The 25,229-nt window shown below is 42.0% G+C and carries 19 protein-coding genes, 2 tRNA genes and 1 other RNA gene; 7 read left to right on the top strand and 15 right to left on the bottom strand.

Annotated features, from left to right (window positions below):
- Positions 1-80 precede the first annotated feature (80 nt).
- From ABF638_RS26940 to ABF638_RS26910, 7 genes are all read right to left on the bottom strand, one after another.
- A complete protein-coding gene (locus ABF638_RS26940) occupies positions 81-1,130 on the bottom strand; it encodes a peptidoglycan-binding protein (RefSeq protein WP_435025957.1) in 1,050 nt (349 codons plus the stop codon).
- Between the two features lie 153 nt (positions 1,131-1,283).
- Positions 1,284-2,558, bottom strand: a complete 1,275-nt coding sequence (locus tag ABF638_RS26935) for a M16 family metallopeptidase (RefSeq protein ID WP_435025956.1) — start codon at positions 2,556-2,558, stop codon at positions 1,284-1,286.
- 87 nt (positions 2,559-2,645) lie between these two features.
- Positions 2,646-3,911, bottom strand: coding sequence for a M16 family metallopeptidase (locus ABF638_RS26930; RefSeq protein ID WP_435025955.1), 1,266 nt, complete (start codon positions 3,909-3,911; stop codon positions 2,646-2,648).
- 165 nt (positions 3,912-4,076) lie between these two features.
- Positions 4,077-9,971 (bottom strand): ATP-binding sensor histidine kinase, encoded by a 5,895-nt coding sequence (locus ABF638_RS26925; protein WP_435025954.1) that lies wholly within the window; start codon positions 9,969-9,971, stop codon positions 4,077-4,079.
- A gap of 347 nt (positions 9,972-10,318) precedes the next feature.
- Positions 10,319-10,502: non-coding RNA, 6S RNA (gene ssrS / locus ABF638_RS26920), on the bottom strand.
- Positions 10,503-10,562: 60 nt separating this feature from the next.
- The gene (locus ABF638_RS26915; RefSeq protein WP_435025953.1) at positions 10,563-11,729 is read right to left on the bottom strand and encodes a 5-(carboxyamino)imidazole ribonucleotide synthase; all 1,167 of its coding nucleotides are present in this window, start codon (positions 11,727-11,729) and stop codon (positions 10,563-10,565) included.
- Positions 11,726-12,217, bottom strand: coding sequence for a pentapeptide repeat-containing protein (locus ABF638_RS26910; RefSeq protein ID WP_435025958.1), 492 nt, complete (start codon positions 12,215-12,217; stop codon positions 11,726-11,728). Before ABF638_RS26910 ends, ABF638_RS26915 begins: the two co-directional genes overlap by 4 nt.
- Positions 12,218-12,969: 752 nt before the next feature.
- Here ABF638_RS26910 and ABF638_RS26905 point away from each other — a divergent pair.
- A complete protein-coding gene (locus tag ABF638_RS26905; protein ID WP_176726984.1) occupies positions 12,970-13,293 on the top strand; it encodes a hypothetical protein in 324 nt (107 codons plus the stop codon).
- Positions 13,294-13,427: 134 nt separating this feature from the next.
- On the opposite strand, the gene ABF638_RS26900 is transcribed toward ABF638_RS26905, so the two are convergent.
- The gene (locus tag ABF638_RS26900) at positions 13,428-13,907 is read right to left on the bottom strand and encodes a beta-lactamase hydrolase domain-containing protein (RefSeq protein WP_181930247.1); all 480 of its coding nucleotides are present in this window, start codon (positions 13,905-13,907) and stop codon (positions 13,428-13,430) included.
- 626 nt (positions 13,908-14,533) lie between these two features.
- On the opposite strand from ABF638_RS26900, the gene ABF638_RS26895 reads away from it, so the two are divergent.
- Positions 14,534-16,150, top strand: coding sequence for a serine/threonine protein kinase (locus ABF638_RS26895; protein WP_435025950.1), 1,617 nt, complete (start codon positions 14,534-14,536; stop codon positions 16,148-16,150).
- A 127-nt stretch (positions 16,151-16,277) separates the two neighbouring features.
- On the opposite strand, the gene ABF638_RS26890 is transcribed toward ABF638_RS26895, so the two are convergent.
- The 4 genes from ABF638_RS26890 to ABF638_RS26875 form a co-directional block, all read right to left on the bottom strand.
- Positions 16,278-17,459: a CapA family protein gene (locus tag ABF638_RS26890; protein ID WP_435025949.1), complete on the bottom strand. Its 1,182-nt coding sequence runs from the start codon at positions 17,457-17,459 to the stop codon at positions 16,278-16,280.
- Positions 17,460-17,746: 287 nt separating this feature from the next.
- Positions 17,747-17,831 (bottom strand) — tRNA-Ser (locus tag ABF638_RS26885).
- Between the two features lie 83 nt (positions 17,832-17,914).
- The gene (locus ABF638_RS26880) at positions 17,915-18,040 is read right to left on the bottom strand and encodes a hypothetical protein (RefSeq protein ID WP_435025948.1); all 126 of its coding nucleotides are present in this window, start codon (positions 18,038-18,040) and stop codon (positions 17,915-17,917) included.
- A gap of 184 nt (positions 18,041-18,224) precedes the next feature.
- The gene (locus tag ABF638_RS26875; protein WP_435025946.1) at positions 18,225-19,157 is read right to left on the bottom strand and encodes a serine hydrolase; all 933 of its coding nucleotides are present in this window, start codon (positions 19,155-19,157) and stop codon (positions 18,225-18,227) included.
- Between the two features lie 9 nt (positions 19,158-19,166).
- Here ABF638_RS26875 and ABF638_RS26870 point away from each other — a divergent pair, with 9 nt between their 5' ends.
- From ABF638_RS26870 to ABF638_RS26860, 3 genes are all read left to right on the top strand, one after another.
- Positions 19,167-19,871 carry an NlpC/P60 family protein gene (locus tag ABF638_RS26870; protein WP_435025945.1) on the top strand — a complete coding sequence of 235 codons (705 nt, stop codon included), beginning with the start codon at positions 19,167-19,169 and terminating at the stop codon, positions 19,869-19,871.
- 14 nt (positions 19,872-19,885) lie between these two features.
- Positions 19,886-20,899 (top strand): glycosyltransferase family 2 protein, encoded by a 1,014-nt coding sequence (locus ABF638_RS26865; RefSeq protein ID WP_435025944.1) that lies wholly within the window; start codon positions 19,886-19,888, stop codon positions 20,897-20,899.
- Positions 20,900-21,098: 199 nt separating this feature from the next.
- Positions 21,099-22,352 carry an MFS transporter gene (locus ABF638_RS26860; protein WP_435025943.1) on the top strand — a complete coding sequence of 418 codons (1,254 nt, stop codon included), beginning with the start codon at positions 21,099-21,101 and terminating at the stop codon, positions 22,350-22,352.
- A 38-nt stretch (positions 22,353-22,390) separates the two neighbouring features.
- Here the strand turns inward: ABF638_RS26860 and ABF638_RS26855 are convergent.
- Positions 22,391-22,464, bottom strand: a tRNA-Arg gene (locus tag ABF638_RS26855).
- Between the two features lie 34 nt (positions 22,465-22,498).
- Here ABF638_RS26855 and moaC point away from each other — a divergent pair.
- Positions 22,499-23,029 carry a cyclic pyranopterin monophosphate synthase MoaC gene (gene moaC / locus ABF638_RS26850; protein WP_181930240.1) on the top strand — a complete coding sequence of 177 codons (531 nt, stop codon included), beginning with the start codon at positions 22,499-22,501 and terminating at the stop codon, positions 23,027-23,029.
- Here moaC and ABF638_RS26845 read toward each other — a convergent pair.
- Positions 23,010-23,207 (bottom strand): DUF2795 domain-containing protein, encoded by a 198-nt coding sequence (locus tag ABF638_RS26845; protein WP_420762460.1) that lies wholly within the window; start codon positions 23,205-23,207, stop codon positions 23,010-23,012. The two genes, moaC and ABF638_RS26845, sit on opposite strands and share 20 nt — an antisense overlap.
- A gap of 323 nt (positions 23,208-23,530) precedes the next feature.
- Here ABF638_RS26845 and ABF638_RS26840 point away from each other — a divergent pair, with 323 nt between their 5' ends.
- Positions 23,531-23,932 carry a nuclease A inhibitor family protein gene (locus ABF638_RS26840; protein WP_435025942.1) on the top strand — a complete coding sequence of 134 codons (402 nt, stop codon included), beginning with the start codon at positions 23,531-23,533 and terminating at the stop codon, positions 23,930-23,932.
- A 178-nt stretch (positions 23,933-24,110) separates the two neighbouring features.
- Here ABF638_RS26840 and ABF638_RS26835 read toward each other — a convergent pair whose 3' ends face one another.
- Positions 24,111-24,956, bottom strand: coding sequence for a DNA/RNA non-specific endonuclease (locus ABF638_RS26835; RefSeq protein ID WP_435025941.1), 846 nt, complete (start codon positions 24,954-24,956; stop codon positions 24,111-24,113).
- Positions 24,957-25,229 lie beyond the last annotated feature (273 nt).

The raw sequence follows: 25,229 nt of genomic DNA, 5'->3' as shown, positions 1-25,229 counted from the left end.
CCGTCTCTACAATAATCGGTCTTTTGTAGAGACGGCGATTCATCGCGTCTTTTGCTTTAATTTGAAGAGTAGGGATACGGTTAACGCCGCAAAAGAACCTCCCAGGTAGAGCCACCAACTACGCCGTCAGCTTCTAAGCCATAGCGCTTTTGTGCAGCTTTTACAGCGGTTTCCGTTGTCACGCCAAAGTCTCCATCGGCATCGCCTTTCAAGAAACCAAGCTTTTTCAGTTGTTGTTGCAACTTTACAACTTCAGAACCACGTAATCCTATACGCAAAATAGGCAATCCTTCTGAGGTGTATTGAATACCAGGGGTTCGCTTGGTAGTTGTGTTTGGCTGAGTTCGAGTAGTTGATGTAGTACGATTTGGCGTTTTCTGTATGCTTGAAGTTGTAGCTTTTCTTGGGGTAGCAGGTCTTGGTTCAGGGCTAGTCGCAACTGGTCTTACAGCTTGTCTTGGAGTCGCAGGTTTTGGTTCAGGGCTAGTTGCAACTGGTCTTACAGCTTGTCTTGGAGTCGCAGGTCTTGGTTCAGGGCTAGTCGGAACTTGCGTTACAGCTTGCCTGGGGGGGTTGGGGTTAGAATTTGCAACATTAGTGAGGTTGCTAGCTTGGGTTGGAACAGGGAAATTTGTAGCTGAGTTAAATCTTGGCTGGGATGAAGGGACTGTTGATGCTACTACTGGTTCTCTAGGAAAAAGTCGTTGCCAAGTGCTGGCATCAACAATGCCATCTGGATTCAAGCCAGCGGCTTGTTTAAATCGGGAAACAGCGCTGGCTGTATTCTCACTATATGTACCATCTACAGCACCAGAGTAAAAACCCAAAAGTTTTAGAGCTGCTTGAAGTTCGGCCACACGTTCGCCTTGGCTACCAACTTTGAGGGTAGGGCGGTTGATACTATTTCCAGGGTTTACTTGGGCAATTTTTTGCGGTGCTGCTATCGATACTACAGCCGTTGAGGCAATGAGCAGAGGCGTAGTGGAGAACAAGAGTATTTCAATGGCTGATAAAGATTTAGACCTCTTTGGCCACCAACCCTTTTGCCGTTTTTCCATTCTACAGCGATTTACAGTTGGGTCTAGTAATTTTAAGTAACTCAAAATACTTGCTGTCAGGCCGCTTTGCATGGAATTTACTCCCAGAATATTCTCATGCTAATGGTACAGCCGCTTGGTCTAAAAAACAGCTGCTTCATTTTACGATGTCTTTGCTGGGCTACGCGCATAATCCCATAGGCTTGCTCTCTAACCCTTCTCAAAAAGCAGGGAATTAGAGCAAGTCTATGATGCGATCGCACGATTAATTGCTTCTTCTTGCCCAACTAAAGACAAGTAAGGTTCTTTTAAATACTTACAAGCTGCGGCGATCGCATCCTGGGCACTCACAGCCGCAATCAATTCTTGAAATCTGGTGTCAAAATCAATTCCTAATCCCAAAATTTCATACCAGCCGTATATCTGAGCAATTTGCCCATTCGTTTGTTTACCCAAGGCATATTGCCCCAGAATCTTATTTTTCGCAGCCTGGAGTGCGCTTTCGGATACTTCGGTCGTTGAGAGTAAATCTACTTCTGTACGCAGTCCTTCTAGGGCAATGCTGGTATTCTCCGGTGCTGTACCGATATAAACCACAAAGGAGGCTGGAAATAGCCTTGTGGAGTAAAAAGCGGATACTTCATAAGCTAAACCTCGTTTTTCCCGCAATTCCACAAACAAGCGACTAGAAAGCCCATTTCCCAAGTAGGTACACAGCAACTTCAGTGGGGCGTAGTCAACTGAACTCACCGCTGTTCCCAAATAACCGAGCATCACAATTGATTGTTGTGTCTGTACTGGCTTTACCCTTACCTGCGGTTCCACCTTAATCTCAGGTAAATTCAGTATTGGCAGTGCTTGGGTTGTAGGTTGCCAATCACCAAAAACTTCTTCCACCAATGCCACTGCATCTGTAGGTGTAACCCTACCAGCAATACTAATTACTACATTATCTGGACGGAAATAAGTTTGGTGATACTCTACTAAATCCTCACGAGTTAAGCGGCTCATGGTGGTTTCATCTCCCAGCACTGACATAGAGTATGGGTGATTTTGGTACATTACTTGCCGCATTTGTTCAAAGGCGACGGTGAACGGTTGCTCTTTTTGCGAACGAATATCTTGGAGTGCTAGACGCCGTTCTAATTCCACTTGAGTTTCGGGAAAAGTAGGCGATCGCAAAATCCGCCCTGCTAATGCTAAAATCTCCGCAAAATCGGATGTTACGGTTTTGAAAGATAGCAAAAAATAATCAGTGCCAGCATCGGCACTTAAACTCGCCCCTACAGACTCGACGATTTCTGCAATTTCAAAGCTAGAAAGTCCATCGCATCCTTTTGTCATCACTGCCGATAACAAATGTGCCAACCCTGCTAGCTCCCGGTTTTCGTTACAACTACCGGCACGCACAAAGATTCGCGCTGCAATAATGTCCGCAGCCGGATTTTCTGCCACCAGCACGACAATGCCATTGTTCAATACGGTGCGATGCATAGGCGATTTTTGCAGCAAGGTTGTCATTTATCATTTGTCCTTTGTCATTGGTCATTTGTCCTTTGTCATTGGTCATTTGTCTTTTGCTAATGACTAATGACTAATAACTAATGACTAACACGGTTTAAGTACAGTAACCGCGTAATTCTCCGGCGAGAGATACTGTTTAGCTAATTTTTGCAGTTCTTTGGCATCAAAAGACTGAATCTGTTGGGGATATGTCACAGCTAATTCAGCTTGGGCGATGGTATTGTAATATCCATAAAGCCCTGTAAGTTGATTTGGTGTTTCGGTAGAAAACGCATACTCGTTACATAGCAGCCTGCGTGTACGAGCAAGTTCTTGTTCACTAATTCCTGTAGTCTGCAAATCATCTAAATGAGCGCAAATCAAGGACTCGACTTCCTCTAGATTTTCTGGTTCCAACCAGGCAGTAATTGTAAATAAACTTGATTCTCGTTGTAGAGAAAAACTACTGCAAATTCCCTGTACCAATTGCAAATCTTCTCGCAAATCGCGCACTAAACGCGAAGTCCGCCCTTCTGCCAATAATACAGACAACAAATCTAAACCATAGCCAGTGCGGATTTCTTCTACTCCTGGTACAAGCCACGCCATCAACAATCGCGCTTGCTCTATGCGTGGTAAACACAGTTCTTGGCGGTGAATTCCTGTTATTACTGGCTTTGCCACTTTCTCAAACTGCGGACAATTCGAGCGTTCGGCAAAATCAGCAAAGGAATGATTTACCATTTCCAAAGCCGATTCCTGGCCTATACCCCCTGCAATTACTACCGTCATGTTTTCCGGCTGATAGTGAGTGCGGTGAAAACAGCGCATTGCTTCTGGCGATTGCTGCATCAGTTCTTGCTCAGTACCCAACACCGAACGTCCGTAAGGGTGATGCGGATAGATGCTTTGAATCAGCGCTTGAAATCCTATCCAGTCGGAATCGTCCTGACAAGAGCGAATTTCTTCTAGTACCACATCTCGTTCGCGGCTAAATTCATCTTCTGGAATTGCCGCATTCAGCAGGAGTTCTCCCAAGTAGGGGAGAGTATCTTTTAAATAAGGAGCGGCTGTGGTGAGTGAATAATGAGCATAATCATAGCTTGTCGCCGCATTGCTCACGCCACCCCGGTTTTCAACTTTGGAATCGAACATTCCAGGGGGTAGCATTGCCGTACCTTTAAAAATCATGTGTTCTAAAAAGTGCGCCATGCCGAACCACGGTTTTGGCTCTAGGCTGGCTCCAGCACGCACCCAAACATCCGCAACAACTACAGGAGTGGTGGGAATTTCTTGATGAATAAAAGTTAAACCACTCTCTAGTCGGAAGACCGAGGCTGGAAATACGGTATTAGTTAGTTGTTTTAACAATTTTTGTAGCTTTAACCACAATTTGACGCAATTGTGTAATCTTAACTCTGAACGATACCTAATTTAGAATCAAGTTATACAGATTTGTAGAATTATGCTATTGCTGTTCTTTGCACTACTGAAAAGTTAGAAGTGTTATGCATTGAGAGAAAAATCGCGAATTAGTTAAAATACTGGAATCTCAATGACAAATTCTGTTCCTTCGCCAAGCACAGAATTGCAACTCAACTGCCCATCATGGGTTTCTTCAACAATTTGACGAGCGATCGCTAATCCTAATCCTGTTCCCTTCCCAACTTCTTTTGTTGTAAACAGGTGATCAAATATCCGCGATCTAACCTCTTCTGACATCCCCTGACCGTTATCTTTGATGCGAATTACCACCATGTTTTGCTCACTGGATACTTCGGTGTGAATCAGTATTTGGTGATGATTTGCTTGCGCTTGGGCAAAAGAAAGCCCCTCGCAGGAAGTATCTAAGGCATCAATAGCGTTAGCGAGGATGTTCATAAATACTTGATTTAGCTGTCCTAAAAAGCACTTAACTAGTGGTAATTTTCCATATTCAGTGATGACTTCAATTGCTGGACGTTTTTCGTTAGCTTTGAGGCGATACTTCAAAATCAACAGAGTACTCTCAATCCCTTCATGGAGATTACAAGCAACTTTTTCGGCTGTATCGGCTCTGGAGAAGGTGCGGAGGCTGATGCTAATGTCTTTAATCCGATCGCTTGCCACTTTCATCGAGTCTACTAGCTTTGGTAAGTCTTCAGTCAGGAATTCTAGGTCAATTTCTTCACCATGCTCAATAACTGCGATCGCTGGATTGGGATGATGTTGTTGGTAGCATTGGATATGGGCAAGCAAGTCTTGAATATACTCTTCAGCATTGTTGACACTGCCTTTGAGAAACCCAATCGGGTTATTAATTTCATGTGCCACTCCAGCAACTAAGTTACCCAAGGTTGCCATTTTTTCATTTTGCACCATTTGTAATTGGGCTTGTTGGAAATTTTGCAGCGCTTCTTCTAAATCCTGAGATTTGTGCCGTAAATCAGCTTCAGACTCTTTTAGTGCGACTTCAGCAAGTTTGCGTTCGCTAATATCTATGATTACGCCATCCCATATAATCGAGCCATCAGCTTGTCGCTCTGGTTGGGATGCACCTTGAAGCCATTTTACGGTTCCTGAAGATGTGATAATTCGCCATTCGTGTCGAAATGGTGTGATGTTTTCAGCAGAGTAGATTATCGCCTGCTGAATGCTGGCAAAATCATCTGGATGTTCCATAGAACGAAGGCTCTGCGTTCCTGTCATTATTTCCTCTGCTGTCACCTCATAAAGGTTGTAGCAGCCAGAACTGACGTAGGGCATTGAAGCTGAACCGTCAGCATTTAAACATAGTTGGTAAATTGCCCCAGGAATATTATCAGCGAGTTTCTGGAAGCGGGCTTCACTAGCACGAAGTTGAGCAAGCGATCGCTCTAACTGTTGGGCATAATTTTGAGATTCTTGATAAAGACGGGCATTTTCTAGAGAAATGGCAGCTTGAGTGCATAGCAGTTGGATAACTTCGGTGCGATCGCTTGTAAATGCACCAATTGTCAACGGATTTTCTAGATATAGCAGCCCGATGAGTTTACCTTGATTTAACATCGGCGTACACAACACACTCTTAGGTTGTTGCTGTATGAAATATGAGTCGGCAATAAAATCAGTTTGTGCTGTTGCATCATCTAGCACAACAGTTTTTAAGCTGCGTTTGACATAGTTTAGCAGTGTAATGGGAATGCCTTCGCTGCTTGACAATGGTACAGATACCAGAGTGACTCCTTCATTAATGGTGGCTACAGCTTCAACCACTAAGTCGCCCTGTTGGAGTACAAGTAATGCAGCTTTTTGTGCCCCAGCATTTTCCATCACCATTTGCAAAAGGGTAGTGAGTAATTGCTCTAATTGAATTTCACTAGAAAGAACTTGTGCGGCTTTAAAGATGGTGGCAAAATCGAGGGCTTCCGAAATACTGCTGCTAGAAAGGTTTGTGTGGATGGTTTGATGTGGAAATGATGATGCATCGACAGTTGAACTCAGTTGAAAGCGATGATGCTGCCCTTGTAAGATGGGAGCCAGGAGTTGAGGATAGCGTTTTTCTAAGTCTTCAGTTTTGGCTTTAGCGCCCCAACGAGCATAGCAGTAATAAGCTTCTTGCATATAAACTTGGGCGATTTTTTCTTTGCCCCAGTCGAGGTAGAACTTGGCAGCTAACTCATTGCTCAAGGCTTCTTCTTGGATATATTGGTTTTCTTTCGCTAGAGTTATGGCGCGATCGTATAATTCTATTGCTGCTATTTTTTCGCCTAAAACCCGATGGCGTTCTGCTTCCACCAAATCAAATTTGTGCTGGAAATTCATCGGTGCAAATTTGGCTCGAAACTGCAATTTTTCCTGGTTTTCGCCAACCTTTAAGAGTAATTGTTCTTGTTGAGATGGTTCAGCTGTTGCATAGACAGCCAGACGAGACAGAGAATCGTAGTAGTAGAAAACAGGCACAGATAGCATTCCTGCACCACCGTTGAGGTATTGCTCTCCCTGATTTCCATTTTCAACTGCCGCCGGAAAATTTTCAAACAAATAACTGAGTGTTAACTTACTTAAGAAAAAGATATGGAGTGTTAATTCGTCCTTTTCTTGGAGGAGCGCAGATAAGAGTTCTTCTTCTTGACAATCTTCACCAATGATGAAGTCTGGATAGTCGCTATATTCGGTGAGATTTTTAATGGTTTGAGAGACGATATTAGACCAATTTAATAAGCGTTGATTTTTGACATAATTAGACTCGTAGGCTTTGATATCTGCTAACAGGATTTCCAGAACTTCTGTGCCACTTAAATAGACATAGAATAACTTAAAAATCATCGATGCCAGCACATGAAAAAAGTCGCCTGTATCTAATCCAAGACTATGGGATTCCTGTAATAAACTAATTGAGGTGCGGATATGTTGTTTATTAAATTGATTCAATGCACCCACCTTAAATAGAGTCATGCTTTGAACAGATTTTGCTTGAAGTCTATCCACAAGCATTAAAGCTAGCTGGCCAAATTCGTAGCCTGACTCGAGTTGGTTACAAATATGAAGTACAATTCCAAAATCTGCATACCCTGGTGCAGAAAGTGGTGCATTGCCGTATTTAAGAGATACATTCACCTCTTCGCAGGCAATAATTGGGAACAGATAAGGCGCAGCCTGATGGATGGCGGGAGCGATGCTAGCCATAATCCGTAAAGCAACTAAAGCTTTGGGATCATTCATCAATGGCAAATCAACTAAGCCCTGAATACTTCTGCTAGCCAAGGTTGAGAGCGTGTTGACTACAGATTGCTGAATGTCTGGTGGTGTTACTGATTCAGGTAATGTTACCCCAAGTTGAGCCAGAAGTTCACGCCCAGTTGCGATCGCTTTGAATGATTGATTCCGCACCTGATAAGCTTGGAGTTGCACTTCATAAACTTTCACTCTATCTAGTAAGGTGGTTGTTTTTTCGATGACAACCTGAATAAGAGATTCCATTTGCTCAAATTCATTGTTGAGAAAAGCAGCTTCGGCAGCTTCTTGATATAAACTTAGAGTCAATTCATAGGCGATTTCCCAACTATTAATCGGTAGCAGCTGCATTCCAGAATAGAAGTAATGAATTGCTGCACCATAAGCGGTAGCTTCTTTCGCTTTTCGACCAGCATTCAGATTTAACTGAGCTAATTGTTGACGTTCAGCCGGTTGGGTAATTAGCAGTATTCCTCGATTTAACTGACTGACAATCTCGAAAATACGCTCCTCTTGCTGAAACTCAGAGGTATTTTGCAAGAGTAATTGACCAATTTTAAGATGGGTAAATTGTTTCTCTTCATCTGGAATTAGAGAGTAAGCCGCTTGCTGCACACGATCATGTAAAAATTTGTAGATAGGGACTTGGAAATTAGAATTTAAGGGGGTTGAGTCAGAATTATGTTCACCATCTTGAAAAAATTTATAAACTTCACTAGTAGGTAAAACTAACCCTTCTTGCAAAGCTTTCCATAAAGATGCTGCCGTTTCGGTTTCCGATTGTTCAGAAACAATTGCTAAGGTTAGCAAATCAAACTGGTTGCCAATACATGCAGCTAATTTCAACATATTTTGCGTTGCATCTGGCAACTTTTGCAACTGTAGCGCTACGAATTCTACAACATCATCGGTAAGGGCAAGTGCTTTCACAGCAACAAGATCGCATTGCCAGTACCCTAGCTCGGAATTAAAAGTAATCAGCCCATCTTCATATAATACTTTGAGAAAGTGGGTTGCAAAAAATGGATTTCCTTGAGTTTTTTGATAGACGAGTTGCGTTAGTGGTTGGGCAGTTTTACTCGAACAACTCAAGGTATCAACCACCAATTGGTTTAAACTAGCTTTACTTAACGGGGCTAAAGTAATGCTGTTAATTGTCGCATTGGCTTTGCGAATATCCGTTAAAGTCAACATCAACGGATGCGCGGTAGATACTTCATTATCTCGATAAGCCCCAATTAAAAGTAAAGAGCCACTTCCTGATTCGCTCATTAACAATTGCATCAATTTGAGTGATGCAGAATCAGCCCACTGCAAATCATCGAGGAAAATTACTAATGGATGTTCTTTTGTGGTGAATACCTGAATGAGCTTTTGAAAGAGTAAATTGAAGCGATTCTGGGCTGCACTCTGTGAAAGTTCCGTTGCAGGTGGTTGTTGACCAATAATTTGTTCTAGTTCTGGAATTACCTCAAGAATGACTTGCCCCTCATCCCCCAGCACTTGTAAAATTTTATTTTTCCAAGTTGACAATTGGACATCACTTTCACTCAGTAATTGTCCCATTAAGTCTCGAAATGCCTGCACAAAAGCGGAAAAGGGAATATTACGATTAAATTGGTCAAATTTGCCTTTAATGAAGTAGCCCCGCTGCCGGACAATGGGTTTGTGAACCTCGTTAACAATTGCTGTTTTACCAATACCAGAAAAACCAGCCACCAGCATTAATTCCGTCTGATTGTTGGTAACGCGTTCAAATGCTTTGAGCAGAGTTTCAACTTCATGCTCGCGACCATAGAGTTTTTCTGGGATAATAAAGCGATCGCACACATCCCGTTGAGCAATTGGGAAACTTACAATTTTCCCCGTTTCCTTGAGTTGAGCTAAACAATTTTCTAAATCATATTTCAGTCCTAATGCACTCTGATAGCGGTCTTCGGCATTTTTTGCCATCAATTTCATCACAATGTCACAAAGAACTTGAGGAATCTCTTCCCTATTCCCTGTCCCCTCTTCCCTCTCCCCTAAAAGTGGTGGAAGTTTGGCAATATGACAATGCACCAATTCCATCGGATCGTGCGATTTAAATGGTAATTCCCCTGTTAATAATTCGTAAAAAGTGACACCCAAAGAATAAAAATCAGTTCGGTAATCAATCCCCCGATTCATCCGTCCAGTTTGCTCTGGAGACAAATAGCCAAGTGTCCCTTCTAATACACTAGGACTCATGAGGCTTTGAGTTTCTCGTGGTAATAAAGATGCAATACTAAAGTCAATTAACTTAACTTCTTTAGTTTCTGGATGAATTAAAATATTGGCAGGTTTAATATCTTTGTGAACGATCCGATAACGAATTAGAATATCTAATGTATTGCACAGTGCGATCGCTACTTGTAAAAACTCAATTAAAGCTTGTGGTGTTTCCCCTATTCTCCTATTCTCTACTTTGTCTTGCCACTGCTTTAGAGAAATTCCCCCAAAGTCTTCCATCACTAACACATAGCCATTCTGATAGGGTTCCAGACTATAGGTTTGGATGATTCCAGGTAGATTCAAATTTTTGGCAATAGTAAACTGGTTGCGAAACTGTACCAATTCGCTGAAGCTGGGATAAGCAGTTTTCATCAGCTTAATCACCACAGATTTTTGATCAGTTTCTCGATTAGCGCGATAAACCAAGGTTCGAGAACCGTTGTAGAGTTCTTTGCTAATGTGATATCCGGGAATGCTGACCATACGGCTTAATTCTTGAGACCTCAGTATCTAGGTTTCCCAAAAACATGGCAATCTTTACTGTCAGTTCGCTTATTTTAAATTGATTTAATTTAAGAAGAATACAGAATTCAGAATTCAGAATTCAGAATAAATCAGTGGGGGATTCAGATCCGCCACAGAATTGTTGCACACCAAATTTTCAATTTGGTGGGGTCTTAAACCCAGTTATTCAGACGCGACTCGAAAATACTCGCTAACGCTGCGCTATCCACTTTTTCGTACAGAATTCATTCTGAATTCTGACTCCTGAATTCTGTTAGATAATTAAAGCTCCCAAATTCTAACTGACTTTGGGAGCTAATAATTTTAAGTTCACCGCGACGCCGTTTTACCTAAGTTTATGACCTGGGTTTATCCAGGTGGGAACCTAAATTCCTCGTTTAAAGTTTCCGGGTACATGCCCGGTATACTGCCACGAGAACAGTTGACTCCCTTGTCATTAAAGGCATAGATCAAAAAACTTGATGGCAGTCACCAACGTCGTAGTGCAACTCACTCATTATAGCTTTTCAAAAGATGTTGTGTGTTCAATATCAAAAGTTTCTGCTCAATTTACCTGGGATACCAGATAGATTCTATGGTGTGGGCGATGTCGTTGGCGTATGCAGTCGCCGATTCTTGATTTTGATTATCCAGCAAAACAGTGACATGTCCCAACTTCCGCCCAGGACGTGATTCTGTCTTCCCATACCAGTGAACTTGCGCTTGGGGAATCTCCGCTATTTGTTGACGCTGGTTTTGGTAGTCGCTGTGAGAATTTTCATACCCCAGCAGGTTGACCATTACAGCACCAGCACACTGCAAAGCTGGATTTCCTAAAGGTAAACCACAAACGGCTCTGAGGTGCTGCTCAAACTGAGAAGTTTCGCAAGCGTCAAGAGAAAAATGCCCAGAATTGTGGGTACGGGGCGCAATTTCATTTACCAGGATTTTGCCATCAGCACTGAGAAATAGCTCAATTCCAAAAATTCCTACTACTTCTAGGCTATTTAATAGAGTATGTGCGATCGCTTGGATTTCTGCTACTTGATTAGGCCTAATCTCGGCTGGCGCAATCACCCGCCGACATACTTGTTGTTCTTGTTGGGTTTCCACTACTGGGTAAGTGACAATTTCTCCCTCTACAGAACGAGCTGCAATAATTGCTAGTTCCCGTTCAAAAGGGACAAATTCTTCTAACAAGAATAGTGATTGATTTAAAGTCTTTGTTGTGCTTTCATCACTTAACTTTTGTTCTAAAGTAGCAAAATCCTGAATTATGAAAGTACCTTGACCATCATAACCATGACGGCGAGATTTCAAAACTACTGGAAAACCTAGATATTCTATTTTTGATTTGATATTTTCCACCTCGTCAAGGGCGAAAAATTGAGGAACTGGTAAGCCCAAGTCGCGTAAATAGCAACGCTGATGATATTTATCTAAAAGAGGAGCTAAAGCTTCTAATTTGGGACGGAAACAAACGCCTTGCTGTGCTAACCCAGATAAAGCTTGCAGGTTAACAAATTCGTTTTCAAAGGTGATGACATCGCATTTTTGAGCTAATATTTCCGTAGCATTTGCATCATCAACTGGCGCAAAAACAGTTTCCTGAGCGATTGACACGGCCGGGTCGTGAACGCTTGGAGTTTGTACTATTAATTCTACTCCTAGCTTCTGTGCTGCATCCGCCATCATCCAGGCAAGTTGTCCGCCACCAATTACACCAACACGTTTCATTGACATCCTAAAGAATCACGAGTTTGCACGCCTGTTTTGGAATTCACACCACTGGCTTTCGCGCACAGTTCTTTGATTTGTGCCCTATCCAAAATTGCATCTGTAAAATCTGCACCGTCTATATTCACATCATTAAAGATGGCGCGGAGCAAAAGAGCTTCTTTGAAAACTGCATCGCTCAAATCCGCCTTAGTCAAGTTTACCTGATCGACCATTGCATTCGTTAAATCCGCTCCGTGGAGATTTGCTTTTGTCATCACCGAAGCGCTCATGACTGCTCCCCGTAAGTCAGCGTTTGAAAAGTTAGCCAGTTCCATATTGGCGTTAGAAAACTCCGCAGCTTGCAAGCTTTCACCAGAAAAATCACGTCTTGACAACTCTGCATTACTAAATGAAAGGGGATGAGTCCAGTCTACTGCCAATGCGGGATCAGCCACGCACCAGATAATAATTCCGAGAAGGAACGCCAACCCTTGGCGCCAAAACATATCGAGAGCTAATTTGGTGTCTAATCGCTGCATTTTATTACCGCATTTGAATATTAGTAAGACTGGATCATCCTAATTGAGACTCGCAGCCTGACTACTGGACTTGGAGAACGTGTATTTCCGTTGCTTAATATTTTGTAACGCAAAAAGAGCATCAGCTTCTCACCTTGAGCAAAATTATCCGTGCTACTTGAGGTAGAGAGCAGCAATCTGCGATCGCACTAAAATTAAATATCGCGACAATAGATCACAATGACTAAGTATAAGTTACCTGTCACAGCAAGCAAGCTTTAGCAAAACATAGACGGGGAGGATAACCTATCGCTTTTGATGCAGGTAAAACTTAAGATTTCTAACTCTAAAGGAATAGTTTAGCTGGATAAAGCAATCCACATAACGAACTATGTCTACGCTTATTGATTTGTTCACAATTCTTTATTCTTAGATTTAAATTTCAGGATATAAAGAGTTTTATTGAGCAGTAATACTCACCAACTTATTTACGTTTCTTGACTTTCAATTTCTCAAGTAAAGTTTATTGTCTTTTAAATTCAACAGCCCCGATCAACTGTTAGTCTTTTAATTAATGAAAGCAAGGTTTGAGCGTAATTATATGCGTCTCAATTGCTTAACAAAGCTTAAAAGTTGGATAATTAGCGTTAATTTTATAGCGATTAGTTAGTTCTTCAGGAATCTCCAAGAGTTTACATTCACCAAGTACACAACTTCCACAAACCAAACTCCGAAACCCGATGATGAATCATTACTCACTTCAATGGATTGAGGCATGGTGCCAAGAAAATGGCTGGACAGATTTATTTGTCGAACGACGTAACAACTTCTGGGCATTCCCTCCGGGTGGGGTAATGCCAGAACCAATCCCAGTTCATGTTCTTAGATTGATTAAAGCCGAAAAAGGACTGACTATTGAAGAACGACTGTGGTCGATGTCAGCAGTAATTGGCACAATCCTAGCTATTCTTTTTACCTTTTGGTTTCAGTCGCCGATGCCATTAGTTTTAGCTTTCGCTTTGAACGCCGTTACGGTAGCTCAATTTGAACTTGAAGATGCCTAAATTCTTATTTTGGGCTTTGCGATTAAAAACTGCTCTTGTCTACTTTCGGCAAGAGCAGTTTTTAATTTAATGATTTGTATAGCAGCCGTCTAATCTATTCGGACATAACAATTAAAAATCACTAACACTTAAGATCAGCTAGCAGGTACAGCTATTTTACTGTGTTTGTTAACGTAGTCCACAAATAATTCCTTCAATCGGGGACTAACGCCAGCGTGTTCAAAGAATCCAAAGCCCAGATTCCTCGCTTTTGCTAAGGTTTCCTCTGGTGTTAATCCTTCCTGGATAGCGATACTCAATAGCGCAATTCCAGTTGATCGCATCCCGGCGGCACAATGCACAACCGCTGGTTTCGGGATTTGTTCGAGTGTTGTGAGGATTTTGGTGATCACCTCTTCATTCAAATTTTTCAGATCCACCTTGAGTGGAACATTTTGATAATACAGCCCCAATGCTTCCGCGACTTTTTGCTCATCCTTAGAAAATCCTAGTTCATCAGGCGATCGCAAATTTAAAACGGATTTAAAACCTTCTTGAATAGCTTGCTCAAGCTGTTTTGGTATGACTTGTCCCGTAGTTGTCAAGTTTTCGTTAATCTGTATGGCGTTGATCACATTCACTCCTTTTGACTTTCTAATGTCTTCCAGCTTGGTAAATACTCTAAGGGAGCAAGCTTTGAGAAGATGTTCAAATAAAAACGGCAAAATTAGCTAAATATCAAAAGATATTGCTTGATTAATTCAAAATCTGTCTTTTGAAGTAGATGATTTTATTGCTTCATCCATAATATACGGGTTGCCGATAGAATTAGTGATGATTAGAGCTTATTATACTTTTTACCGATAAAATTACCGTAGGTTATATTTCAGGAGTTATACAATTAGGCAAGTTGGGGAGCAATTGAATCAGAATTTTCATGAATCAGGTATAAATTCATGACTGTTATAGAAGAAATTTCTTCTCTATCCATTGGTAATGCCAAGATGGGAGTTCATACAAAATTGGTATTAGCTCGTCTTCCGCTTTAGGCTTGCCGCATTCCCGCGCTATCATCTGAGAAAGATAAAACTGTTGTGATCATGGGGAGGTCTTTCTCACTTCAGGAATTCCAACAACGAAATCATCCCGTAGGATAGACAGGCAAGAACCCTGCTTGATAAAAATATGGGAAAATTTTTGGGAAATCCCTCAAGACTCAGGACTCGCTACTTATCTGCTCACTCAGGACTCAGGACTCTTTATGTTAGCAGGCACAATTTTGCAGGATGGAAAATATACCCTAATTCAAGAAATAGGGCAGGGTGGCTTTGGCATTACCTTTAAAGCTACGCATCACTACTTGGGTCAGGAGGTGGTGATGAAAACCATCAATGAACGGCTGCGACAACATCCTGATTTTGCCAAATTCGAGCGCCAATTCCAAGATGAAGCTAGACGATTAGCTACGTGTATTCACCCAAATATAGTCAGAGTTAGTGACTTTTTTGTGGAAGCTGGACTGCCTTATATGGTAATGGAATACATTCCTGGCGAAACCTTGGGAGACGCATTTGTATTACCAGGAATACCTTTGCCAGAAGCCACAGCAATTCATTACATCCGGCAAATTGGGGCAGCGTTGCAGGTAGTACACAACAATGGTTTGTTACATCGTGATGTCAAACCAGATAATATCATCCTTCGCCTGGGAACGCAGGAAGTAGTATTAATTGATTTTGGCATTGCCAGGGAATTTAATGGGGGTGTGAGGCAGACTCACACAGGTCTGGTTTCTGAAGGGTATTCTCCCATTGAGCAGTACTTGACGCAAGCGCCGCGTACACCCGCCACAGATGTTTATGGTTTAGCAGCAACCTTGTATGCACTGTTAACAGCCCAAGTTCCCATGCCAGCATTATTGCGCGATCGCGAGCAAATGCCTTCCCCCCGCGAACTGCAACCACATTTGAGCGCTGCTGTCAACCAGGCGGTAATGCGCGGTATGGCGGTAGAGTCTCGTTTTCGGCCAGCAACAGTTGCTGAGTGGCTGCAATTGCTACCTGGAAATGGGGCGAATGGAACACCGCAAGTTTTACCCACTTACGCAGTGCCAACTGTTAATTTATCTGCACAGCAGGCAGCAACTTTAATTGGAAAAACTGGCCAAAATCGTATTCATAGACCATCTGCGTTGGCGCAGCCTAACCCAGGCATCGCTAAGGAACCTGTACTGGCTAAAAAGTTGGGGTCATCTCAGGTATTTATTGGTATAGGTGTAGCCCTAGTTGCTGCTACGGCAGGTTTTGGGATCACGAGCATATTACCCAAATCTCAGCAGCAGCCAACTGCAAAGCCGCTTTTTGAACAGCCCACTCAACAACCAGACGCGAAAGTACCTGACTTCAATAGTACATCGTCATCTCCGGGTGAAAACACTAACACCACCTCAAAAACCGAATCAGCACCCGCCTCTAATTCCAAACAACGTCGGCGCAATCGTCGTTCTTCCCAAGAAGAATCTCCCCGTAGCATCCCTACAGAAGAATCACAAAGCGGCAATTCTGAAGAATCTACACCTTCACCTAGTGTTTTACCCACACCCTCGCTAGTGGAGAAACTACGGGCAATCCGCTCATCTCGGAATGCTTCTCCCGCACCCTTGCCCCAAAATAACTTACCCGCTTCTAATCAAGATTCTGTATCTCCTCAACCCGTGAGTCCGTCAAACCCTGTGGTTATACCACCATTGCCACCAAAGGAATCCAGACAATCAGATCCTTCTGCTGTAGTAGTACCAACACTGGAAAAGCAAAATACACCAACCAATATTCAACCCCAGAATGTTCAAAAGTTTGAGGAAAAGCTACAAAATCAATAACTAGTTAATTTGGGATTTTGGTGAAGCAGCGCAGTGAATCCAGCATAGTACTGGCTCCTCTCTTAACTAATTACGAATTACGAATTACGAATTACGAATTACGAATTACGAATTATTTTAAAGAGGGTTAGCGAGGAGCAAGCCTATTTTGTACAACAACTTCCCCTTTCTTATTAATCTTCACCGGATTCTTGGGAAAAGCTTGATTATTCAAATAACGCATAAGTTTAACAGTCCGAAAACTCTGATCAATCTGAGGGATTCCCTGTCTATCCATCCGAACAGGAATAATTTTACTTGATACTAAATCTCCTGCCGGGTTGAGTTTAACTTCTAAAATCATTGAGTCACCTGTTTGGGCATTTGTAGATAAAGTCCGATATCCTAAAAAGTTTCCTAAAGAATAGGCAATAATTTTTCCTTTATAAATTTCCATCGCTCTCGGAACGTGAGGCCCATGTCCTAGCACTAAGTCTGCTCCCGCATCAATCATGTTTCGAGCAAACTTGATCGAATTACCTCGGTTTTCTCCATAAAAAAACTCTGTCTGATTCTTAACGTGTAGCGCCCCGGTTCCCTCAGATCCAGCGTGCATCGAGACTACTACAATATTGGCTTTATTTTTGGCTTCTGCTATGAGTGCTTGGGCTGCTCCTAAATTATGAATGGAATTATACATTTCATAAGGAGAAAACCCAACCATAGCTACAGGGATATTGTTAGCTTCCAAATAAAGAATTTGATTTTTATGACCTAATGTTGCAATGCCCACAGCCTCAAGATTTTTCTTTGTATCTTTGAATCCTACATGGCCGAAGTCCATTGCATGGTTATTCGACATATTGAACACATTAAAACCAGCCTCAGCAAAGAGCTTGGCGTATGCAGGTGGAGAGCGGAAGGCAAAGACTTGGCCTCGACTAATATCTTTGGCAGTATAGGGATGATTAGTTAGACTACTTTCAAAATTACCAAATAAAATATCAGATCCTTGCAAGTGAGTTCTCACTGATTTTGGTAATAATTGATCTCGAAAACGAGGTAATCTATGGTTGGGGAAATTAGTGCCGGGAATAATATCTCCAACGGCTTTGATGGTAATAGTATTTGGAAAGGTTTTTTGTTCTGTTGTTGATGGCGTAAGTTTAGGGATAGCTAATGGAAATTGCACCGGCTCAGTAGGTGTAGTAGCAGCGTTTAATCGCTGTGATTGCCCAAGCCGGATAATGACTCCTATACTAATACCCAGATATAAACAAATGCTGATAAAACTAAATGAGAGTACTCGCCCCAGGCTGCGATCTACCATCGTTCACTCCTCACACGATGGCATTAGTTTATCCCAATTATCCCAAAAAACTGTGTTGGCTGTGTATATTTTAGTGTTTTTTGGGAAATACTTGACTAAGTAAGCACTGAAACATCATCTCATCTCAGTTGCAAATAATGAACCAGTACAGCACGGTTTGAATCCAGATATCATCTCAATTAATTAGACAAGTAGGGGCAATTCATGAATTGCCCCTACTTGAGCAACTCGTTAAAGATAGGCAAACTTCCGCCACAGTGTACTAGTTTTTCAGTAATTTTTTAAAACGGAGAGGGGGGGATTCGAACCCCCGTTGGGTTTCCCCAAAACGCATTTCGAGTGCGTCACCATGAACCGCTCGGACACCTCTCCAGGTATTTATTCACACATTTGAGTGTCTACTTTATATTCAAATGTCGTGAATTGAGGGAAATGTTAATGCATTCCCTATAATATCATAGCATTATCGCTTTTTTTGCGTAACGCAATGCTTCGGGAATAAAGCCTGGTTGGGTAAGTAACATAGTTTCAGGATTAATGTCTGCGATCGCTTGTGCCATAATCTCCATTAGCGATCGCATCTGCCAATCGTTTCAACATTACTCCTGGCTGACACCGATAACCAGACTTTTGGGGAACTGCGATCGCACCAGCACAACTAAAGTTCTTATTAATACTTCTTTCATCCTGCCCCCTGCGTCTTGCCTCCTACCTTTTTTGTCAGTACTAGGTTTATATTTTGACTGCTAACTGAACTGTATTGTGTCATAAACTAGCGATCGCTTCGGCAACTAGTTTAGAAACAAAGGGTAAAATATCCCGACTCTTAGCCTGCGCTTTACCTTCAGTAAATACCACTAAGAGGTAAGGGCGCTGTTCTGGTAATTCAATATACGCGGCATCATGGCGAACTTGACTTGTCCAACCTGCCTTTGACCAAATTTGAGCATTTTCAGTCACTCCACCGCCTAAAAAACCTGCTACTTGATCTTCCTCTCTGTCAGTGGGCAAATCGTTGAGAGGACGCTTCAGTAAAGCCATCATTGCTTGCGATCGCCCACTTGAAACCGCCACTCCACCTACAATACTATGCAGTAACCTAGCGATCGCATTTGTGGTCAACATATTCCGATTTTCTAGTAACTCACCCACAAACGCCCGTTCCCGTCCATAAGGGCCATCACTCCAAGTTTTTTGACAGACGTTAATCGTCTCCAATTCTTCCCAACCCAAAGATTGGTAATAGCGGTTAACAATATTACGCTGATATTTCCAGGTTTCAAAGGGCCCGGTTGGTAATTCTGGCCCTGATGTAGTGCCACTCAAAATATCCACAACCAAGCTGGTAGCATCATTACTAGAATCGACAATCATATCCCGTAAGGCTCGCTCCAACTCTTTGGAGGTTTGACTCATGCCTTTTTCTAGCCATTCGTTTACCGCCACCAGGTAAAATAGCTTGACTACACTAGCGGGATAAATTCGTTCAACACCACGATAAGTAAAACCACGAACTGGATGATCCCAAAAAGCATTGGGAGTCAGCGCCCCACCAGTATTTACTAGCACTGGGGGATCGTAAACAACCCAAGTTAGGGCAATTTGATTCCGGGCTAAGGTCGGAAATGCTGCCCAAGTTGCATCTAAAATGCCATTACCAATATTTTCGAGTTGTTCGTCTCTATTAAAAAAAATCATTCTCTAATAATGTCCTTTAATCTAAAATCCAAAATCCAAAATCCAAAATCAGGGGAGTATCAGTGTTTAGCTGACCTGAATTTATATGATTCTCCTGAATGTACACGCTTGGCAACTCAAGCCGCATCTGGGCGACATTTATGGGTAACATCAAATCATCAAAATTCAGCGATTCAGGTGTGTTTGTGTGAAGATGACTATCCGGGATGGGTATCCTTTTCCAATTTGGATTCATTACAATCTGCTACTGTACCTTATCAGGCTGCAACATTTTCTGAAGCTGAAATTAAAAAACTCCTAGTAGAGGTCATCGCCTTTACCCAAAAAGCGATGCAACAATCAAATTATTATCTTTGGGGTGGTACGGTTGGGCCAAATTATGACTGTTCTGGGTTGATGCAGGCGGCGTTTGCTTCGGTGGGTATTTGGCTACCTAGAGATGCCTATCAACAGGAAGGATTCACCAAACCAATTACTATTGCAGAATTAGCAAGCGGGGATCTAGTATTTTTTGGAACTAGCCAAAAAGCAACCCATGTGGGACTTTATTTGGCAGATAGTTATTACATCCATAGTTCTGGGAAAGATCAGGGACGGGATGGGATCGGGATTGATATTCTCTCGGAACAGGGAGATGCGGTTAGTCAGTCGTACTATCAGCAGCTGCGAGGTGCTGGTAGAGTTATCAAGAGTTACGAACCACAGAGACGCTGAGGGCGCACAGGTATATGAGGAGTGGGTTGGTTAATCAAGGGTTAAGTGAGGAAAATGGGGCTATTTCAGCAATTGTCCCAGATGTTTCAGTGGTGTTACCGATACATGACGAAGTGGAAAGTTTGCCGCTTTTACTAGAAGCGATCGCATCTACTTTATCCTCTAGTCAGGTAAATTATGAAATTATTTGCGTGGATGATGGTTCTACAGACGGTTCCGGGGAATTTCTCAAGAAAGAGGCGCAAATTCGTACTAATTTAAAAGTGGTGATTTTGCGTCGCAACTACGGACAAACTGCGGCGATGGCTGCTGGATTTTATTATGCAGTCGGGAAAGCGATCATCACTTTAGATGCTGATCTCCAGAATGATCCGGCTGATATCCCCATGTTATTAGCAAAGCTAGATGAAGGTTACGATTTGGTGAGTGGTTGGCGGCAAAAACGCCAAGATGGTGCCGTAAATCGGTTACTTCCTTCCAAAATTGCCAATTGGTTAATTCGCCGCACTACTAGCGTGAATATTCATGATTATGGCTGTTCGCTGAAAGCCTATCGCGCCGAACTGTTGGCAGATATGAACCTCTACGGGGAACTACACCGATTTTTACCCGCTTTGGCGTATATCGAAGGAGCTAGAATTACCGAAATACCTGTGCGTCATCACGCCCGCCGCTTTGGTCGCAGCAAATATGGAATTTGGCGGACATTCCGGGTATTGATGGATTTGTTAACCATTCTGTTTATGAAAAAATTCCTCACCCGTCCGATGCACGTTTTTGGGCTGTTGGGCTTGATTTCAATGGTTTCGGGGACGGGGATCGGAATTTACTTGACTTTTGTCAAATTGGCTTTAGGTGAAATGATTGGCAATCGTCCTTTGCTAATTTTGGCAGTTCTCCTGTTAGTAACCGGAGTGCAGTTGTTTTGCTTCGGTCTTTTGGCAGAATTGCTCATGCGTACATACCATGAATCCCAAGGAAGGCCTATCTATCGCGTGCGAGAGGTGATAGCAAAAAAGGTTAACTAAGGTAACAATGGTATTGATTTGTCATTGGTCATTGGTCATTAGTCATTGGTCATTGGTCATTAGTCATTGGTCATTAGTAAATAGTTAGAAGTAAATAATATTTGGTTGACTCTAGACAAAAAACAAATGACAAAGGACAAATGACAAAGGACAAATGACAAATGACAAATAACAAAAAACTCATTCAATTGCATCTACCTTGAAAGCATTTAATACCTTTGATGCCGAACTACGGAGCAACCTGCTGGTTTTATTTACAGCAGGTTTATTATTCTGGTCGAGCTTGTCTTCGCTCTTACCAACCCTACCGCTTTACATCGATCATGTGGGCGCAAACAATCAAGAAATTGGGATTGTGATGGGTAGTTTTGCCATTGGGTTATTGCTGTCTCGCCCGATGTTGGGACGATTAGCTGATGAACGTGGCCGAAAAATTGTCTTGTTGATTGGTACGATAGTAGCTGCGATCGCACCCTTTGGTTACTTGGCAACTCAATCACTTGGGCTACTGATCCTGGTGCGGATTTTTCACGGCATTAGCGTAGCTGCTTTTACCACTGGCTACAGTGCCTTAATCGCAGATTTAGCTCCGGCTGAAACTCGTGGTGAAATCATTGGTTACATGAGCCTCACAACCCCCCTTGGTTTAGCAATTGGCCCCGCCTTGGGAGGGTATTTAGAAGCTACAAGTGGTTACGGGATATTATTTCTGCTATCTGCTGAATTGGGTTTTTGCGCCCTCTTGGGGATTGTCCAAGTTAATAATCCACCAGTGCAGACACAGGAACAAACTCAGGGAGAAAATCACAATTTTTGGCAAACCTTGAGCAGTCCACAGGTGAGAGTTCCAACTATAGTTATGTTACTGGTTGGTTTGTCCGTCGGTGCTGTACATACCTTTGTGTCGTTGTTCCTTAAATCGACTGAGTTGGACTTCAATGGCGGACTGTTTTTTACAGTTGCGGCAATTTCTAGTTTTAGTATCAGGGTGTTTGCTGGTAAGGCAAGCGATCGCTTAGGTCGTGGTTTGTTTATTACCTTTGGTATTTTTTGCTATGTTTTGGGGTTAATATTGCTGTGGCAAGCTCACAGTGCGATTGTTTTCTTACTGGCTGCGATCGTTGAAGGTGCTGGTGGTGGTACACTGATCTCGATGATCATCACCATGATGGCAGACCGCTCACTGCCGCAAGAACGGGGGAAAATTTTTGCTATATGCATAGCTGGACTTGACCTGGGAATTGCGATCGCTGCTCCTCTTCTGGGTACCATCGCAGAACTTGTAGGCTACCGCAATATGTTTGGCTATGGTGCTGCGATGACTTCTCTAGCCCTTGTCATCTTCCTCACCCAGTCGAGCAAAAACCTATCCAACTCCCTGCGCTTTGCACTAGGTTTAGCTCCAGATGCCTACTCATTGAACAACCTAAAAGTTAGGAGTGAAGAATTTTAACTCTTCACTCCTAACTTTTAACTCTTAGCCTTCAAAAACGGGCGAGGAGGGATTCGAACCCCCGACACCGTGGTCCGTAGCCACGTGCTCTAGTCCACTGAGCTACACGCCCTCACCGACAATCTATATTAACACGTTCTAACTAAATGACGCAAGATAATTTTCCATCTAATTTTGCCAGCTTAACCCATCTAGATCACCACGGACAGGCACAGATGGTAGATGTGTCTGATAAAGCACCTACGATTCGCCAAGCAGTAGCCGCTGCTAATGTGCGGATGCTGCCAGCCACTTTCGCTGCCATTCAAGCTGGAAATCTGCCAAAAGGGGATGTTTTGGCAACTGCAAGATTGGCTGGGATTATGGCAGCCAAACAAACAGCCACTTTAATTCCTCTGTGTCATCCCTTGCCTTTGCAAAAAATCGCAGTCGAAATTATACCCGACCCGCAACTACCTGGTTATCAAATTCAAGCCACAGTCAAAACTAAAGCTGAAACTGGTGTAGAAATGGAAGCCTTAACCGCCGTTTCTGTCGCTGCCTTGACTTTATACGATATGGCAAAAGCTTTAGAAAAATCGATTCAAATTGAATCAATTCATTTAATCAGTAAGAGTGGCGGGAAATCAGGAGATTATTCCCCGCCAGAGCAAGAACCTAGATTATCTCACCTATAGCTTTATTGAGATCGGCTGGGCTATCAAATTCCTCTTCATCTGGCAGTTTTTCTAACAGAGAGAGAATTTCCTTATCTGCTCCTTGCTTTTTAGCGTGCTTAGTCAATTCTTTCTTATTCGCGGGATAGTCAACACCTTTCAAGTGTTTTTGTATTTCAACTGGGTTTGCCTTAGCCATTTTTATCCACCTCTAAAGGTTCTTTCCATGTTCACAAGTGGATGTATTTGCTCCCTCTATCATAAAGATGAATCATTTTTAACTGAGAAAGATTAAAAGCTCATCCACTAGGTTGATGAATCATGTATGGGGAATGGGGCATGGGGCATTGAAAAGAGGCAGGGAGCAGGGAGCAGAGGAAAAATAGGTAATTTTTTATTCAACGATTGAAAGACAGAGGATATAATTCTGGAAATCTTCCTTAAGGTTGGCCTATCCAAATTAATCTTAATTCTCTGATTGGCAAACTCAAAAATTAATGCTCATAACCATAAATAAATTTTATGACTAACGAGATTACGGAAAAACTTAAACAAGCCTCCGATGGTTTGTTAATGATAAGTGAATCAGAGTATCCTTTTGAAGCTTTTTTGTGGTCTAATCAAGCGCAAGAACCAATGACCGCTCAAAAACTTCTCCAGTTAACAGGACATCCTCAAGAAACATCAGTTGAAGAAGTAGAACTAGATTATTTTTTTCGGAACTGTGCCCAAGAAAAAGAATGGCACGATGAAATACAACAACAAAATGTGCCAAAGTTTAAAACACTTGTCAAAACACTAAGAGATCACCTCACTAATATCAAAGTTTATCGCATAGGTACGATAAGTATTGATGTCTATATTGTTGGTAAAACCCCAGATAAAGATTTAGGCGGAATTTCGACAAAAGTTGTAGAAACCTAACTAATCAAACATCAGCCTGTCTATAAATTATAAACCAATACAGTTCAGATAAGACCAAAACACTTGTAGAGATGGCGATTTATCGCGTCTCGAAAACCCACAATTTTGTACAATTAGTCCTTAACTGAACCGTATTGAATTACAGACAGGCTTTAAGTTTTAAGTGAAGTAAGTATCCTTACAAATTGTCAACTCTAGACTCAATTACACTTTGAACAGACGAAGAAACATTAGAGAGCAAATTGTAACCAGTGTTTGTTTCAATGGAATCAACACTAACTCTGTAGTTTGTCCAGCTATTATTTCTAATTCCCTGCGAATTAGGCATATTCACTGCAATTACTCTTGTGTTAGTAGTGACGTTGCTAGCATTAGAATTTGATGAATTTAATACTACAATAACCTTCCATATTCTGTTCGGAACTGTAACGTTACCATTAGCAATTGTGTTTCTTGCTCCATTCGACCCAGTTCCACCAGTGCCATAGGAACCCGAAATAATATAGAGTTCTTTCCCCTGGTTTACTAAGTCTCTAGAATAGTTTTCTAGTGCAGCCCAAGGCCCCTGATTATTATCAGGTGACTGAGGAATTATATTCGTCATTAAAAAAGTAGCAGAGTTATTGGTAACTGTATTTGTCCTATCTGCTGAAGCAGTCATGTGTCCCCTGTCAAAACCGCTACCAGTGTAATCAGAAGAAGTGACTCGGTAGCAGCTTGAAGGTAATGTAGTATCTGCACGAAAATCATCTTGGCGAGGTGCGCTTCCTAGCCATGATGTATTTAATTGCCAACTTACCCAATTTGGTGTCCCTCTATAGCAATTGTGAGAAACTGCATATTGAGATTTGCTCAACAAAAGATTACTGTAACTACTGCCAGCATTACTAGGATTGCCCATTCTTAGATGAACGCTTGAGGTTTGGGCTGTTAGTGGCTTTTGTAGATAATTAAGCAGAGTGAAAGATATTGCTGTTGGTACAGCAATAGTTAGAATAGCCCTGAGAAAATCAGACTTCTTCATTTGTTACTATTTATTTGTTTAAACAAACTACAATTGTTTCTGTTAAAGTTACAGAAATTCAGTAAAACTTACCAATCGCAATATAGCTATGGTTGTATAAAGAGAGGTTAAAAAGCTGTAAACATTGCGTTAACATCTAGTAATCATTTAGTTGATTATCTGAAATTAGATAATCAACTAAATAAGATCAAAAACTTATATAAGTAGGTATAGCAATACTAAATGAGTTGTGAAAATGCGCGATGTCCAGATCCCCGACTTCTCGAAGAAGTC

It is taken from the genome of Nostoc sp. CALU 1950 (assembly GCF_051172895.1).
In the GTDB taxonomy this organism is placed as follows: domain Bacteria; phylum Cyanobacteriota; class Cyanobacteriia; order Cyanobacteriales; family Nostocaceae; genus Nostoc; species Nostoc edaphicum_A.
Note: the sequence above shows the minus strand (reverse complement) of the source record. Positions and strands in the feature narration are given on the sequence as shown.